The sequence below is a fragment of the Pantoea sp. X-Soil-OKNW-556 genome (assembly GCF_059730695.1).
This window is the reverse complement of record NZ_AP035990.1, coordinates 3,223,883-3,239,952: the sequence shown is the minus strand read 5'-3', so window position 1 is coordinate 3,239,952 and position 16,070 is coordinate 3,223,883. Positions and strand designations below refer to the sequence as shown.

The following is a 16,070-nucleotide window of genomic DNA, read 5'->3' as shown; positions in this document are numbered from 1 at the left end:
CGCGATTTATCGCGCGTGTTTCAAAACCTGCGCGATAAATCGCGCCGCTACGAAATGGCCATTATCTGGACGCGATACTCAACCAATCCTTCACCGGCAGGAAATCGCGGTACAACGCCTCTTCTGGCGTTCCCGCTTCCGGTTGATAATCATATTCCCAGCGCACCAGGGGGGGCATCGACATCAGGATCGATTCGGTTCGTCCACCGGTTTGCAAACCAAACAGGGTGCCGCGATCCCACACCAGGTTGAACTCGACATAGCGACCACGCCGGTATAACTGGAACTGGCGCTCGCGCTCGCCCCACGGCAGCGCTTTGCGTTTTGCCACAATCGGACGATAGGCTTGCAGAAAACCGTTGCCTACCGCCTGGGTAAAGTCGAAGCAGTGGTCAAAATCGGGGGTGTTGAGATCGTCGAAGAACAAACCGCCAATGCCACGCTGTTCCTCACGATGCTTGATATAGAAATAGTCGTCGCACCATTTTTTAAAACGTGGATAGACGTCCTCGCCAAACGGCTGGCACAACTCAAAGGCTGTCTGATGCCAGTGCACGGCATCTTCTTCAAAACCGTAATACGGGGTGAGGTCGAAACCGCCACCAAACCACCACACCGGATCGGCTCCCGGCTTCTCTGCAATAAAGAAACGCACGTTGGCGTGGCTGGTCGGTACATACGGGTTTTCCGGATGGATCACCAGCGATACACCCATCGCTTCGAAACTGCGGCCAGCCAGCTCCGGACGATGCGCAGTCGCGGAAGCGGGCATCTGGTCGCCATGAACGTGGGAGAAGTTAACGCCAGCCTGCTCAAACACCGCGCCGTTGCGCAGTACGCGGCTGCGTCCGCCACCACCGCCGGGCCGCTGCCAGTTATCTTCTGCGAAGTCTGCTTTACCATCTTCCGCCGCCAGTTGGGCGCAAATGTCATCCTGGAGCGCCAGCAAAAAGGCTTTAACGCGGGAAATATCGGGATTGCTCATGAGTCACTCGTTCCGGAAATTTGCCGCGATTATACCTAAGCCTGACGACGATCGTACTCATCAAAGTAATTGACGATGCCATCGGCAATTGCGCTGGCGATTTTACGGCGGAACGCCGGGGTGCCGAGCAACTGCTCTTCGTGCGGGTTGGTGATAAACGAGGTCTCCACCAACACCGAAGGAATGGATGGCGACTTCAGTACCGCAAACGCGGCCTGTTCGGTGTGCTGGCTGTGCAGATGATGCACCGGGCGAATCTGATCCAGCACATGTTTACCCAGCGTCAGGCTGTTACGAATGGTGTCGGTCTGCACCAGGTCGAACAGAATCTGGTTCAGATACTGATCCTTCGCCGCCACTTCGGCACCACCAACTTTGTCGGCATCGTTCTCTTTTTGCGACATATAACGCGCCATCGCGCTGCTTGCTCCGCGATTCGACAAGGCGAACACTGACGCGCCATTGGCATCCGGGCTGGTGTAGCCATCGGCGTGAATAGACATAAACAGATTTGCACCGTGCTGATGGGCGATTTCAACGCGCTGATAGAGCGGAATAAAGTAGTCAGTGTCGCGTGTCAGACGCACTTCCACCTTCGGATGATCCTGCAACAACTGACGTACGTTGTTGGCGATATCCAGCACGATATGCTTCTCTTCCGAACCTTGCTCGCCAACCGCACCGGAATCGATGCCGCCGTGACCAGGGTCGATCATCACAATACGTTTGCCGCTGCGGGCTGGGGGCGCAGGTTTGCTGTGGCGTGGCAGCATGCGTAAATCCGCACTCTCTTCTTTGGCCTGGACCAGACGCGGTGACAGCACCGCCAGCGCCAGCCCGGACAGCAGCAGCTGACGGCGATTGGTTAAGCGTTTGAGCAGTGAAATCTTTTTCATCAATGAATCCCTGACAGGTAAACCTGCGAAGTGTTATAGCGTAACACCCTGTCGCGTGCGACCTCACAACTATTTCAGGGCTTTACTTTGTATTTCAGGTCGCTAACAGGAAATTTGCCGCTTTTTTCCGCCACTGAGCGGTGCAAGGTTTGCACCTGGCAAAGAATGCGTGATAATCAGCGAATTGTGGCCAACTGTAGGGTAACGCCGATGGAAATCCGTTCTTTCCGCCAGGAAGATTTTGAAGAAGTGATCACGCTCTGGGAGCGTTGCGATCTGTTGCGCCCGTGGAATGACCCGGAGTTGGACATCGAACGCAAAATGAACCATGACCCGGATCTCTTCCTGATAGCCGAAGTCGGTGGCGAGGTGGTGGGGACGCTGATGGGCGGCTACGATGGTCATCGTGGTGCCGCATACTATCTGGCGGTCCACCCGGATTATCAGGGACGCGGCTTTGCCAATGCGCTGATGAACCGTCTGGAAAAGAAACTGATTGCGCGTGGCTGCCCGAAAATCCATCTGATGGTACGTGAAGAGAACGACCAGGTGGTGGCGTTCTATGAAAAGCTCGATTACGAACCGGTGGACTCGCTGCTGTTTGGTAAACGGTTGATTGAAGATCGCGAGTATTAAGTGGTCACGCTGAAATATCCACCCGAAGAATATGATGCGAAAGGGCAGCTACGGCTGCCGTTTCTTTTCTGGTTGATCCTGTTATTGCAGGCGCGCACCTGGCTGCTGCTGGTGATGGCTGGCGCTTCACGTCAGCAGGGCAATGACCTGTTGGCGCTGTTTTATCCGGACCGGCAAAGTTTCTGGCTCGGTCTGGCGCTGGGTGTTCCGTCGGCCATCGGTTTATTACTCACCGGTTATCGCCAGCGTTGGCCCCGGGTGTGGCAAAGCTGGCGCTGGGTGTTGAGTCTGTCGCTACTGATTAACCTGCTGTGGCAGGGGGTTAATCTGTGGCAGGGCGAGATGCCTGACTCGCCATTTCCGCTGTTGCTGACGTTGTTTGACCTGCTGGCGTTATATTGGCTGCAAACCCATCGCCGCCTGCGTGACTGTTTTTTGCCCGAACATCAGCATCACGAATAAACTTTTTGTCGCTTTGCGACTCCAACAGGCACGCCAACCGGCAAAGAAGATCAAGGAGTTTTCATGAACGTTGTTCGTCCCGCGCTGCTGGCGACGGCTCTGGTGCTGGCAGGATGTGCCAGTTCGGGTTCCTCTTCCCAGGCTGATGAAAGCCACTGGTACAACCCGCTCAGTTATCATTGGTCAGCGCTGAATCCGCTGAACTGGTTTGGTGGTTCGCTTACCGTGACGGAGCAGGGGGTAGCAGGCCTTTCCAGCAGCACCGCGATGACGCAAACTGCCATCGATAAAGCCCTGGATGGGGATTACAAATTGCGCCAGGGCATGCGCACCCAGAACGGCCAGGTGGTGGAGTTCTGGCAGGCGTTGGATGATGGCAAGGTCAAAATGGTGATTCACGGCCAAAGCAGCGTGGAGCGTATCGAAGTCGTGGATAGCAGCGCAAAAAGTGCCGATGGCAGCAAAATCGGTGACCTGTTCAGCGCGAAATTCAGCAAAGCTTTCGATAACTGCAAAATGGTGCCAGGCCTGGATAGCCGTGATGTTGAGTGCCGGGCACCCAACAGCCAGCACATCGCTTACATCTACAGCGGTGAATGGCACGGGCCTGAAGGTCTGATGCCGTCTGACGATACTCTGAAAAACTGGAAAATCAGTCAGATCGTCTGGCAACGGTAACCCTGAAAAAAGTGCGGTGATACGGGCTATCACCGCCGCTTTCCGGTATGATACGGGCGAAAAAAACGTCGTTTAACCCCCATCGCCGGAGAGCATGTCGATGTCTCAATTTCAGAGCGGGATCCTGCTGGAACACCGCCGTTTCGCCATTTGGCTGGAAGCTCGTGTCACGGGCGATCTCGATGCGCTGCGTCTGGGCAGCAAAACTTTTCTGCAACACCTCGAATCACTGCAACAACAATTCACCGATGCGGGTCTGGGCGCGGTTATCGCTTTTGGCGACACGCTGTGGCGCGATTTGCACGGGACGGATAGCGCGCCGGAGCTGAAAGCCTTTCGCGAACTGGGTAAGGGCATTGCGCCCGCAACCCAGCATGATTTGCTGATCCATATTCAGTCGCTACGCCATGACGTTAACTTCTCCCTGGCCCAGGCGGCGCTGGTGGCTTTTGCTGACGCCGTTAGCGTTGAAGAAGAGACGCACGGCTTCCGCTGGGTGGAGGAGCGCGATCTCTCAGGCTTCATCGATGGCACCGAGAACCCCCAGGGCGAACAGCGTCAGCAGGTGGCGATTATCGCCGATGGCCCGGATGCCGGGGGCAGCTACGTCTTCACTCAGCGTTGGGAACATAACCTGAAGCTGTGGAACCGCATGGCGGTTGAGAAGCAGGAAGCGGTGTTCGGGCGTACCAAAGTGGAAAATGAAGAGATACCGGGTGAGGCGCGCCCGGCGACGTCGCATCTCAGCCGTGTCGATCTCAAAGAAGAGGGAAAAGGGCTGAAGATTTTGCGTCAGAGCCTGCCTTACGGCACCGCCAGCGGCACCCACGGCCTGTTTTTTATCGCCTACTGCAATCGTCTGTATAACATCGAACAGCAGCTGCTGAGTATGTTTGGCGAGCGTGACGGCAAAATGGACGCCATGCTGCGTTTCACCAAACCAGTGACCGGCAGCTACTATTTCGCACCGTCCCTCGACGCGTTGCAGGCGCTGTAACTCTGCTACGGACGGCCACGCTGCCGTCCGTGCCCAATCCCGCCAGCCGCATATTCTTCCCCGCCGTCTTATGCCTTTTTAGACTTTGAAATCAGCAAACGATATATAAAACCGTTACTGGTTTCCCCTGAGTTATAAATACACTGACAACATCTAATGGCATCAGCCGTAACTCCATATCTCTGGGTGCAGCATGACACTTCCCGTTTTGAAAAAGTTGGTTGGCGGTATCGCGCTTTCGCTGGCAATGGCGGGTGCTGTGCAGGCGACAGAACTGCTCAACAGCTCTTATGACGTCTCGCGCGAGTTGTTTGTTGCGCTGAATGTGCCGTTTGAGCAGCAGTGGGATGCCAGCCATCCGGGTGACAAGCTGACCATTAAACAATCTCATGCCGGTTCTTCAAAACAGGCGCTGGCGATCCTGCAAGGATTGCGTGCCGATGTGGTGACTTACAATCAGGTGACGGACGTGCAGGTGCTGCATGATAAAGGCAATCTGATCCCGGCGGACTGGAAAACTCGTCTGCCGAATAACAGCTCACCGTTCTATTCCACCATGGCGTTTCTGGTGCGCAAGGGCAATCCCAAAAACATTCACGACTGGGCTGACCTGGCGCGCGATGATGTGAAGCTGGTGTTCCCCAATCCAAAAACCTCTGGTAATGGCCGTTATACCTATCTGGCTGCGTGGGGCGCGGCGGATCAGGCTGATGGTAAAGATCAGGCCAAAACCGCAGCCTTTATGACTAAATTCCTGAAGAACGTCGAAGTGTTTGATACCGGCGGTCGCGGTGCGACCACCACCTTCGCCGAGCGTGGTCTGGGGGATGTGTTGATTAGCTTTGAATCTGAAGTGAACAACATCCGTAACCAGTACGCCAAAGACGGTTATGAAGTGATTGTGCCCAAAACCAACATCCTCGCCGAGTTCCCGGTGGCCTGGGTGGACAAAAATGTTGAGCACAATGGCACCGCCGATGCGGCGAAAGCCTACCTGAATTTTCTCTATAGTCCGGAAGCACAGAAAATTATCACCAGCTTCTACTATCGCGTAAACAACCCGCAGCTGATGGCGGAGCAGAAAAGTCGCTTCCCGCAGACGGCATTATTCAACGTAGACGAGGCGTTCGGCGGCTGGGATAACGTGATGAAAACCCATTTCGCGTCTGGCGCTGAGCTGGACAAACTGCTGGCAGCGGGGCGCGGTTGATGTTTGCCTCTACGCAAAAACGGGTGCTGCCCGGATTCGGTCTCAGCCTGGGTACCAGCCTGCTGTTTACCTGCCTGATCCTGCTGCTGCCGATCAGCGCGCTGCTGATGCAGTTGTCAAAGATGACGCTGGCGCAGTACTGGGAAGTGATCACCAGTCCGCAACTGGTGGCGGCTTACAAGGTGACGCTGTTGTCTGCCGGTGTTGCCTCCATCTTCAATGCGGTGTTTGGCATGTTGATGGCGTGGATCCTGACCCGTTATCGCTTCCCTGGCCGCACGTTGCTTGATGGCCTGATGGATTTACCGTTTGCGCTGCCTACCGCTGTCGCCGGTCTGACGCTGGCCGGGTTGTTCTCGGTCAACGGCTGGTATGGGCAATGGCTGGCGCAGTTTGATATCAAAGTTTCTTACACCTGGCTTGGTATCGCAGTGGCGATGGCCTTCACCAGCATTCCGTTTGTGGTGCGTACTGTGCAGCCGGTGCTGGAAGAGTTAGGCCCGGAATATGAAGAAGCGGCAGAAACGCTCGGGGCCACGCCGTGGCAGAGCTTCCGTCGCGTGGTGCTGCCGGAAGTCGCACCGGCGCTGCTGGCCGGGACCGCGTTGTCTTTTACCCGCAGCCTCGGCGAGTTTGGCGCGGTGATCTTTATCGCCGGTAACATCGCGTGGAAGACCGAAGTCACCTCGCTGATGATTTTCGTGCGTTTGCAGGAGTTTGATTACCCGGCCGCCAGTGCGATTGCCTCGGTGATCCTTGCCGCATCGCTGCTGCTGCTGTTCGCCATTAATACCCTGCAAAGCCGCTTTGGCCGTCGTTTAGGAGGCCACTGATGGCAGAGATTTCGCAAATCAATCGTGTTGACCGTTCACCGATTAACTGGGGCAAATGGCTGCTGATTGGCATTGGCGCGCTGGTTTCGCTGCTGTTGTTGGTGGTGCCGATGATCTCCATCTTTTGGGAGGCATTGGGCCAGGGGCTGGGCGGCGTCATCAGCAATCTGAAAGATGGCGACATGCTGCATGCCATCTGGCTGACGGTGATGGTGGCGTTGATTACCGTGCCGGTAAACCTGGTGTTCGGTACGCTGCTGGCGTGGCTGGTGACGCGTTTTAACTTTCCTGGTCGCCAGCTGTTGCTCACGCTGTTTGATATTCCGTTTGCCGTGTCACCGGTGGTGGCAGGCTTGATGTATCTGTTGTTCTGGGGCATCAACGGTCCGGCTGGCGGCTGGCTGGATGCGCACAATATCCAGATTATGTTTGCCTGGCCCGGTATGGTGCTGGCGACCGTTTTCGTCACCTGTCCGTTTGTGGTGCGTGAGCTGGTGCCGGTGATGCTGAGCCAGGGCAGCAATGAAGACGAAGCGGCGGTGCTGCTTGGCGCATCCGGCTGGCAGATGTTTCGCCGCGTGACGCTGCCCAACATCCGCTGGGCGCTGCTGTACGGCGTGGTACTGACCAACGCGCGTACCATCGGCGAATTTGGTGCGGTCTCGGTGGTATCGGGATCGATTCGCGGCGAAACCTATACGTTGCCGCTTCAGGTTGAATTACTGCATCAGGATTACAACACCGTCGGTGCGTTTACCGCCGCCGCGCTGCTGACCCTGATGGCGATAGTGACACTGTTTCTGAAAAGCGTGCTGCAGTGGCGTTTAGAGCATCAGCAGAAACGCCAGCAGGAGGAAAATCATGAGCATTGAGATTAAACAAATTAACAAAGCGTTTGGCCGTACCCCGGTGCTGAACGATATCTCTCTGGATATTCCTTCCGGCCAGATGGTGGCGCTGCTGGGGCCATCCGGTTCCGGTAAAACCACGCTGCTGCGGATTATCGCCGGACTGGAGCATCAGAACAGCGGGCAGATCTATTTTCACGGCAAAGACGTCAGCCGCATTCATGCTCGCGATCGTCAGGTCGGTTTTGTCTTCCAGCATTATGCACTGTTCCGCCATATGACGGTGTTCGACAACATCGCCTTTGGTCTGACAGTGTTGCCGCGGCGTGAGCGTCCTTCCAGCGCCGAAATCAAACAACGGGTGACCCGCTTGTTGGAAATGGTGCAACTGGCACACCTTGCTAACCGTTTCCCGGCACAACTGTCGGGCGGCCAGAAACAGCGTGTTGCGCTGGCGCGTGCGCTGGCAGTGGAACCGCAGATTTTGCTGCTGGATGAACCCTTCGGCGCGCTGGATGCGCAGGTGCGTAAAGAACTGCGCCGCTGGCTGCGTCAGTTGCATGAAGAGTTAAAATTCACCAGCGTATTCGTCACCCATGACCAGGAAGAGGCGATGGAAGTCGCTGACCGGGTGGTAGTGATGAGTCAGGGTAACATTGAACAGGTGGGGACACCGGATGACGTGTGGCGCGATCCTGCCACCCGCTTCGTGCTGGAGTTCCTCGGTGAAGTAAATCGCTTCGACGGTGAAGTGCACGGCTCGCAGTTCCATGTCGCCGCGCATCGCTGGCCGCTGGGCTACACGCCTGCCCACCAGGGCAAGGTCGAGTTGTTCCTGCGTCCGTGGGAGATTGATGTCTCGCGCCAGAGCAGCCTGGAAACCCCGTTGCCGGTGCAGGTGCTGGAAGTCAGCCCGCGTGGTCACTTCTGGCAGTTGGTGGTGCAGCCCAGTGGCTGGCAAAGCGAGCCCTTCACCCTGGTGTTTGATGGCGAGCAAACCGCACCGATTCGCGGTGAACGCCTGTTTGTTGGCCTGCAACAGGCACGACTTTACCAGGGAACAACGCCGCTGCGCGCGGTTGCCTTTGCCGAGAGCGCCTGATATTTTTGACACTCCTTCGGGCGGGATTTTCCCGCCCGATTTCTTTGCCCCTCTTTCTACGCCGGGAATCTGACCGTGACCACACTGGAAAATACCATCGGCAACACGCCGTTGATTAAGTTGCAGCGCCTGACGCCTGACAACGGCAGCGAAATCTGGTTAAAACTGGAAGGTAACAATCCGGCGGGATCGGTAAAAGATCGCGCGGCCTGGTCGATGATTCACCAGGCGGAATTGCGTGGCGAGATTAAACCGGGCGATACGTTGATTGAAGCCACCAGTGGCAACACCGGCATCGCGCTGGCGATGATTGCGGCGATGAAAGGCTATCGTCTGCGTTTGCTGATGCCAGATAACATGAGCCAGGAACGCCAGGATGCGATGCTTGCCTACGGGGCTGAACTGGTGCTGGTAACGCGTGAGCAGGGCATGGAAGGGGCACGCGATTTGGCGCAGGAGATGGCGGCGCGTGGAGAGGGGAGGGTACTGGATCAGTTCAACAACCCGGATAACCCACTCGGCCACTACCTGACCACCGGCCCGGAAATCTGGCAGCAGAGTCAGCAACGGATGACGCATTTTGTCTCCAGCATGGGCACCACCGGTACCATTACCGGCGTGGGACGTTACCTGCGTGAGTTTGCTCCTGCGGTGAAAATCATTGGCTTACAACCGCAGGAAGGTAGCAGCATTCCCGGTATCCGCCGCTGGCCGAGTGCCTATCTGCCGGGGATTTTCCGTCCGGAATTGGTGGACGAGGTGATGGATATGTCTCAGCAGGAAGCCGAAGAAACCATGCGCGCGCTGGCGCGGCGCGAAGGTATTTTCTGCGGTGTCAGCTCCGGTGGGGCGGTGGCAGGCGCATTACGTGTTGCCGCAGCGCAACCAGGCAGTGTGGTGGTGGCGATTATTTGCGATCGCGGCGACCGTTATCTCTCCACCGGTGTTTTCCACTAAACTATCCTCTTGTAAAAATGCGTAACGGCGCGATTTATCGCGCTGTTTTCCTGTGTTTTAAATTCGCGCGATAAATCGCGTCGCTACGGAGTATCGTCACTGTAAGGATCGAGTAAAACCGGCTGCGCTCAGGACGAACTCAGGACAAAATAGCGGCAATTTTGTACGAGAGATAAAGATGAAAATTCTGCTTGTTGATGACGATTTAGAGCTTGGTACTATGCTGAGCCAATACCTGATTGCTGAAGGCTTTGATGCACAACTGGTTTTAACCGGAAGTGCCGGGGTTGAAGGTGCGCTTTCAGGCAATTACACCGCCATGATCCTCGATATCATGCTGCCGGATATGAGTGGAATTGATGTGCTGCGTCAGGTACGCCAGAACAGCCGTCTGCCAGTGATCATGCTGACCGCCAAAGGTGACAACATCGATCGCGTCATCGGTCTGGAAATGGGCGCTGACGATTATGTTCCAAAACCTTGCTATCCCCGTGAACTGGTCGCGCGCCTGCGTGCTGTGCTGCGTCGTTTTGAAGATCAGGCCCCGCTGCCGGACAAAAAAGAGATACTGCGTTGGGGGGATTTAAGCCTCAATCCTGCCACCCGTATCACCGAATGGCAGGGTAAGGCGTTTGATCTCACCGCTTCGGAATTTAACTTGCTCGACCTGCTGATGCGCGCCCCCGATCGTGTGGTATCGAAAGATGAACTGTCGGAAAAAGGGCTGGGGCGTCCGCGTGAAGCCTACGATCGCAGCGTCGATGTGCATATCAGCAATATTCGCCAGAAACTGGCAGCGTTAACTGCTGACAACGTCAATATCGAAACTGTGCGCAGTATTGGTTATCGCATTCGATGAAGCACAGCTACCGTGGCCGCATGTTCTGGAAGATCCTGCTGGGCTTCTGGATTGTATTTGTGATTATCAGTCAGCTACTGTGGCTCGGTTTTTCGCTTTCCGGTAACCGCCATGAACCGCCAGAAATCGTGGCGATCCGTCGTATTGTGAATTTACAGATGGCTTCAGCCGTCTCGGTGCTTGAGCGCGGTGGGCCGAGCGCACTCGACGACATGATGGCTGACTGGGAACCGAACGATCGCCAGTTTTTCTCGGTGATCCAGCACAGCAAACCCGTCGCTACGGTGAATGCGCCACCGGAAGTATTGCCGCCATCAGGCTTTAACGAGCCGTTCCACGGTCCCTTCCCGGATGTGATTGTACGTTGGGTAAAAGGGGCTGATGCTAAAGAGTATGAACTGCGTTACGACGTCAAAGCACTGCGGGAAGATAGCTCAATGGGTGTGGGTGGTCCTCGCCGCATCCTGAATATCCCGGAACCGATGTTCACCTTTGCGGGTGCGCTCGGTTTGCTGTTTAGCCTGTTGTTGGCCTGGAACCTGACGCGTCCGATGCGTCAGCTCCGTGAGGGCTTTGCCCGCGTCAGTAGTGGTGACCTGAGCGTGCGGCTCTATCCGGTAATGCGCAAACGCCATGACGAGCTTTCCAGCGTCGCGCAGGATTTTGATGCGATGGTGGAACGGCTGGATACGCTGGTGAAAGCGCGTGAGGAGCTACTGCATGATATCTCCCATGAGCTGCGTTCGCCGTTAGCCCGTCTTCAGCTCGCCACAGGTCTGGCGCGCCAGACGCCGGAAAGTGTCGAATCCTCGCTTAATCGTATCGACGAAGAAGCGCGTCGACTGGACAAGATGATTGGTGAACTGCTGACGCTCTCGCGTGCTGAGCACGAGAGTATGCCGGGTGAACAGTACTTCGACCTGACCGGTCTGCTGCATGCGATAGTGACGGACGTCCGTTACGAGGCGCAGATTCCGGGGGTGAAGGTTGATTTTCAGGTCGATGAAAATGCGGATTACACCGTGCACGGCAATGCTGAGTTGATACGTCGTGGTGTGGAGAATGTGCTGCGCAACGCGCTGCGTTTCTCTCACAAGGGGCAGCATATTCAGGTGCGCTTGCAGGCGGAAAACCAGTGGCTGGCGATTCGTGTGCGCGATCAGGGACCGGGAGTCGATGACGAAAAGCTTTCCAGCATTTTTGACCCCTTTGTGCGCGTCAATTCGCCGCTGATGGGCAAAGGCTATGGGCTGGGACTGTCGATTGTGCGGAAGGTAGTGCTGGCGCATCATGGTGAAGTCCAGGCGGTAAATCGTCCGGAGGGTGGCCTGGAGCTGACGATCAGGCTACCACGCTGGAAACAGGACTAGATTATCGTGGAAACAAAAACGGCACCCATTGGGTGCCGTTTTACTATCCAGACTGCGAATTACTTCTTGATACGAATCACCGGGGTCTCGCCCACAGTGACCGGACCAGAGAGTTTGATCAGGTCTTTGATCTCGTCCATGTTCGAGATCACAACCGGCGTCAGCGTGGATTTTGCTTTCTCTTCCAGCAGCGGCAGATCAAACTCGATCACCACGTCGCCTTTTTTCACTTTCTGGCCTTCTTCAGCGATACGTTTGAAGCCTTCACCTTTCAGTTCAACCGTGTCGATACCGAAGTGGACAAACAGCTCGATGCCGTTGTCAGACTCGATTGAAAATGCGTGGTTGGTTTCGAAAATTTTACCGATGGTGCCGTCAACCGGGGCAACCATTTTGTTGCCGGTCGGTTTGATCGCAATACCGTCACCGACAATTTTCTCCGCGAATACCACATCTGGTACGTCTTCAATATTCACGATTTCGCCTGACAGAGGCGCTACAATTTCAATAGTCCCTGATGCGCTCTCTGTTTTATCGCCAAAAAGTTTAGAAAACAAACCCATGATCTTCTCCTAAGCAGTAATTTGGGGCCAGCGTCTCGCGTATCAGCAGAGTGTTTTTTCTTTGATGAACTTGTTAACCAGCGTCATCAAATCTTCCGCTGTGGGTTGAGCCAGAGCCTGCTCCGCCAATGCCTTCGCATCTTCAAAATTGGTATTACGGATAATTTTCTTGATGCTTGGGATTGAAATGGCACTCATGCTGAATTCGTCCAGCCCCATTCCCAGTAACAGTAGTGTAGCACGTTCATCACCAGCCAGCTCACCACACATGCCGGTCCATTTCCCTTCGGCATGTGATGCATCGATCACTTGCTTGATGAGGCCCAGAACGGAAGGCGACATTGGGTTATAGAGGTGAGAAATCAAATCATTACCACGATCGACCGCCAGAGTATACTGCGTCAGGTCGTTTGTCCCAATACTGAAGAAGTCGACTTCTTTTGCCAGATGACGAGCAATAACCGCTGAAGCCGGTGTTTCCACCATAATGCCCACTTCAATGGTCTCATCAAAGGGTTTGCCTTCTTCACGCAGTTGCGCTTTCAGGGTTTCCAGTTCAGCTTTCAGGAAGCGAACTTCTTCCACAGAAATGATCATCGGGAACATGATACGCAGTTTGCCGAACTTCGAGGCACGCAGAATCGCACGCAGCTGAGCATGCAGAATCTCTTTGCGGTCCATTGCGATACGAATCGCACGCCAGCCGAGGAATGGGTTCTCTTCTTTCGGCAGGTTCATGTACGGCAGGTCTTTGTCACCGCCGATGTCCATAGTACGCACGATAACCGCTTGTGAGCCCATGGCTTCCGCAACGGCTTTGTAGGCCTGGAACTGTTCTTCTTCGGTCGGCAGTGAATCGCGGTCCATGAACAGGAACTCAGTACGATACAGGCCCACGCCTTCCGCACCGTTACGCTCGGCACCGGCGACGTCACGTACCGTACCGATGTTGGCGCAGACTTCAACCTGATGACCATCCAGCGTGATTGCCGGCAGATCTTTCAGTTTCGCCAGCTCATGTTTTTCTGACAGATATTGCGTCTGGATGGCTTTCAGCTCTTCCAGTACGTCAGGGGTCGGGTTGACATAAACTTTGTTGTTTACGCCATCCAGAATCAGGAAATCACCGTTGTTAACAGTCGCGGTCACGTTACCGGTACCGACAATCGCTGGCAGTTCAAGTGAACGCGCCATGATGGAGGTATGCGAGGTACGGCCACCGAGATCGGTGATAAAGCCCAGCACCTTTTTCAGGTTCAGCTGTGCGGTTTCTGACGGCGTCAAATCTTTTGCCACCAGAATGGATTCGTCTTCGATAGCGCTGAGATCGACGATATGCAGGCCGAGGATGTTTTGCAGCAGGCGTTTACCGATGTCACGCACGTCAGCGGCACGTTCTTTCAGGTATTCATCGTCCAGCTCTTCCAGGGCTTTCGCCTGGCCATCAATAACCGAATGGGCAGCAGCGTCAGCAGTCGCGTGATCTTTTTTGATCAGGTCGATGATTTCCTGCTCCAGCTCTTCGTCTTCCAGCAGCATGATGTGACCTTCAAAGATCGCCGCTTTCTCTTCACCGAAGGTTTCACCGGCTTTAACTTTGATGGCTTCGAGCTGGGTAGCAGCCTTGCTGCGTCCGTCGAGGAAGCGCTGTACTTCCTGCTCAACCTGATCGTCAGAAATTTTTTTACGGTTGATGACGATCTCATCTTCCTTCAGCAGCAGTGCTTTGCCGAAGGCGATACCCGGTGATGCTAAAATGCCTGAAATCATAACCCTACCTTTTAATCACGATGGCTCGTTGACCCAATGCATTGCCATTGTCGCGGACGTGTAATCTACGGAAGCAATAACGCGGACAAGTTGTCCGCGATCAAGATGTTTGCACTCAATGGGGCAAAGGAGTCGGTTTAGTCACAAACTGAGTGGATTACTCCAGCTCAGCCATCAGTTTTACCAGGTGTTCAACCGCTTGCTGCTCATCTTCACCTTCGGCAGACAGCGTAACAACCGTACCCTGAGTCAGACCCAGTGTCTGCAGTTTGAACAGGCTTTTCGCGCTGGCAGATTTGCCATTCGAGGTCACAGTGATTTCTGACTGGAAAGCCTTGGCTTCTTTAACGAACTGAGCTGCAGGACGAGTGTGGAGGCCGTTAGGTGCGGTAATGGTAACTTCTTGCTGGAACATTCTATTTCCCCAACTTTATCAGGTTTGGTGTTATGGATCTAAAGTCTAGCCTGGAGCCGTAACTTTAGCCTGTGTAGGTGCACTGGATGGCATCACGCTAACCAAAAAATGCGCATGCGATGTGAGCGTCATATCCAGCGGAAGGATCAAAAGCAGAGATGATCGCTCCATCTGCTCATTATGCCGTGATTCGCCGTATCGCCAAATCAGTAAATCGATTCAGCTTGATCCACTTCAAAGCCCGATTAATTTCAGGCATCGAAATAATTGGTTGCTTAAATACCAGACCCACGTCACTGAAAGCAATCTGCCAGGTGGTAAAAGTGAGATCTGAGCCACAAAAAAGCACCCATTTGGGTGCTTTTTTCGTCATTTCAGACTTTGACCGGTCACTGTTGCAGCTCTTTTTCAGTGAACAGATCGGCAAACAGCGCGGTACTCAGATAACGCTCGCCAGAGGAGGGCAGAATCACCACAATGTTCTTATTGGCGAAGGCTTCATCTTCCTGCAACTTAAGTGCAGCGGCGACCGCAGCACCTGAAGATATACCGGCGAGAATACCTTCCTCTTCCATCAGAAGACGTGCGGTGCTGATCGCTTCGTCATTGGTGATGGCGACCACACGGTCAATCAGCTTCAGGTCAAGGTTGCCCGGGATAAAACCGGCACCGATACCCTGGATTTTGTGCGGGCCAGGTTTGATCTCTTCGCCTGCGAGTGCCTGGGCGATAACCGGCGAGTCGGTTGGCTCTACCGCGACGGTGATCAGGTCTTTCTTGCCTTTGGTGTTTTTGATGTAGCGACTGACGCCAGTCAGCGTACCGCCAGTACCGACACCGGCAATGAACACGTCAACGTCGCCGTCGGTGTCTTCCCAGATTTCCGGGCCGGTGGTTTTTTCGTGAATTTCCGGGTTTGCCGGATTGCTGAACTGCTGCAACAACACATATTTGTCCGGGTCACTGGCCACAATTTCTTCAGCTTTGGCGATGGCACCTTTCATGCCTTTCGCGCCTTCGGTCAGCACCAGGTTGGCACCCAGTGCTTTAAGGAGTTTACGACGTTCGATCGACATGGTTTCCGGCATGGTCAGCGTTAGCTTGTAACCGCGAGCAGCCGCAACGTAAGCCAGGGCAATACCGGTATTGCCGCTGGTCGGCTCAACCAGTTCTACGCCTTCTTTCAGGATACCGCGTTTTTCTGCGTCCCAAATCATATTGGCACCGATACGGCATTTGACGCTGAAGCTCGGGTTACGGGACTCGACCTTCGCCAGAATGCGGCCGTTACCGATGCGGTTCAGTCGAACCAGCGGCGTATGACCAATTGTCAGCGAGTTGTCTTCATAGATCTTACTCATAGCTCGTCCTTAACTGTATGAAATATTGGGAACCCTCAGAGCATACCTTTTCTGCCCGTGTGCGGAAGGAAAGAAATCGTATATCTATATAGCCCTTGACCATAAGCCCCATGCAAAAAAGCATAAGG

The 16,070-nt window shown here is 54.7% G+C and carries 17 protein-coding genes; 11 read left to right on the top strand and 6 right to left on the bottom strand.

The features are described 5' to 3' along the window. Window positions 1-61: 61 nt before the first annotated feature. Together hemF and amiA are read right to left on the bottom strand one after the other, a co-directional pair. Entirely contained in the window at window positions 62-985 is a 924-nt protein-coding gene (gene hemF, locus AC6I8T_RS15185; RefSeq protein ID WP_208723859.1) for an oxygen-dependent coproporphyrinogen oxidase, read from the bottom strand. Between the two features lie 35 nt (window positions 986-1,020). Beyond that, a complete protein-coding gene (gene amiA / locus AC6I8T_RS15180) occupies window positions 1,021-1,881 on the bottom strand; it encodes an N-acetylmuramoyl-L-alanine amidase AmiA (protein ID WP_021184276.1) in 861 nt (286 codons plus the stop codon). 210 nt (window positions 1,882-2,091) lie between these two features. Between amiA and AC6I8T_RS15175 the strand changes: the two genes are divergently transcribed. From AC6I8T_RS15175 to AC6I8T_RS15125, 11 genes are all read left to right on the top strand, one after another. Then, entirely contained in the window at window positions 2,092-2,517 is a 426-nt protein-coding gene (locus AC6I8T_RS15175; RefSeq protein ID WP_021184275.1) for a GNAT family acetyltransferase, read from the top strand. Beyond that, window positions 2,518-2,979, top strand: a complete 462-nt coding sequence (locus AC6I8T_RS15170) for a DUF2919 domain-containing protein (protein WP_021184274.1) — start codon at window positions 2,518-2,520, stop codon at window positions 2,977-2,979. 63 nt (window positions 2,980-3,042) lie between these two features. After that, the gene (locus tag AC6I8T_RS15165; RefSeq protein ID WP_208723860.1) at window positions 3,043-3,657 is read left to right on the top strand and encodes an RpoE-regulated lipoprotein; all 615 of its coding nucleotides are present in this window, start codon (window positions 3,043-3,045) and stop codon (window positions 3,655-3,657) included. Between the two features lie 100 nt (window positions 3,658-3,757). After that, the gene (locus AC6I8T_RS15160) at window positions 3,758-4,654 is read left to right on the top strand and encodes a Dyp-type peroxidase (RefSeq protein WP_021184272.1); all 897 of its coding nucleotides are present in this window, start codon (window positions 3,758-3,760) and stop codon (window positions 4,652-4,654) included. 193 nt (window positions 4,655-4,847) lie between these two features. Then, window positions 4,848-5,864: a sulfate ABC transporter substrate-binding protein gene (locus AC6I8T_RS15155; RefSeq protein WP_497834088.1), complete on the top strand. Its 1,017-nt coding sequence runs from the start codon at window positions 4,848-4,850 to the stop codon at window positions 5,862-5,864. Then, a complete protein-coding gene (gene cysT / locus AC6I8T_RS15150) occupies window positions 5,864-6,697 on the top strand; it encodes a sulfate/thiosulfate ABC transporter permease CysT (RefSeq protein WP_021184270.1) in 834 nt (277 codons plus the stop codon). The genes AC6I8T_RS15155 and cysT overlap by 1 nt, the downstream gene beginning before the upstream one ends. Continuing rightward, window positions 6,697-7,569 (top strand): sulfate/thiosulfate ABC transporter permease CysW, encoded by an 873-nt coding sequence (gene cysW, locus AC6I8T_RS15145; RefSeq protein WP_021184269.1) that lies wholly within the window; start codon window positions 6,697-6,699, stop codon window positions 7,567-7,569. Before cysT ends, cysW begins: the two co-directional genes overlap by 1 nt. Then, complete coding sequence (gene cysA / locus AC6I8T_RS15140) at window positions 7,559-8,647, top strand: sulfate/thiosulfate ABC transporter ATP-binding protein CysA (RefSeq protein ID WP_021184268.1); 1,089 nt, start codon at window positions 7,559-7,561, stop codon at window positions 8,645-8,647. Before cysW ends, cysA begins: the two co-directional genes overlap by 11 nt. A 75-nt stretch (window positions 8,648-8,722) precedes the next feature. Next, window positions 8,723-9,604: a cysteine synthase CysM gene (gene cysM, locus AC6I8T_RS15135; protein ID WP_021184267.1), complete on the top strand. Its 882-nt coding sequence runs from the start codon at window positions 8,723-8,725 to the stop codon at window positions 9,602-9,604. A gap of 178 nt (window positions 9,605-9,782) precedes the next feature. Further along, window positions 9,783-10,463, top strand: coding sequence for a response regulator transcription factor (locus AC6I8T_RS15130; protein WP_021184266.1), 681 nt, complete (start codon window positions 9,783-9,785; stop codon window positions 10,461-10,463). Then, the gene (locus AC6I8T_RS15125) at window positions 10,460-11,833 is read left to right on the top strand and encodes an ATP-binding protein (protein ID WP_021184265.1); all 1,374 of its coding nucleotides are present in this window, start codon (window positions 10,460-10,462) and stop codon (window positions 11,831-11,833) included. The genes AC6I8T_RS15130 and AC6I8T_RS15125 overlap by 4 nt, the downstream gene beginning before the upstream one ends. A 59-nt stretch (window positions 11,834-11,892) precedes the next feature. Here the strand turns inward: AC6I8T_RS15125 and crr are convergent, their stop codons facing one another. The 4 genes from crr to cysK form a co-directional block, all read right to left on the bottom strand. Beyond that, entirely contained in the window at window positions 11,893-12,396 is a 504-nt protein-coding gene (gene crr, locus AC6I8T_RS15120; protein WP_013509993.1) for a PTS glucose transporter subunit IIA, read from the bottom strand. A 42-nt stretch (window positions 12,397-12,438) separates the two neighbouring features. Next, complete coding sequence (gene ptsI / locus AC6I8T_RS15115; RefSeq protein WP_021184264.1) at window positions 12,439-14,166, bottom strand: phosphoenolpyruvate-protein phosphotransferase PtsI; 1,728 nt, start codon at window positions 14,164-14,166, stop codon at window positions 12,439-12,441. 157 nt (window positions 14,167-14,323) lie between these two features. After that, window positions 14,324-14,581 (bottom strand): phosphocarrier protein Hpr, encoded by a 258-nt coding sequence (gene ptsH / locus AC6I8T_RS15110; protein WP_007889063.1) that lies wholly within the window; start codon window positions 14,579-14,581, stop codon window positions 14,324-14,326. A 389-nt stretch (window positions 14,582-14,970) separates the two neighbouring features. Next, complete coding sequence (gene cysK / locus AC6I8T_RS15105) at window positions 14,971-15,942, bottom strand: cysteine synthase A (protein ID WP_208723863.1); 972 nt, start codon at window positions 15,940-15,942, stop codon at window positions 14,971-14,973. Window positions 15,943-16,070 lie beyond the last annotated feature (128 nt).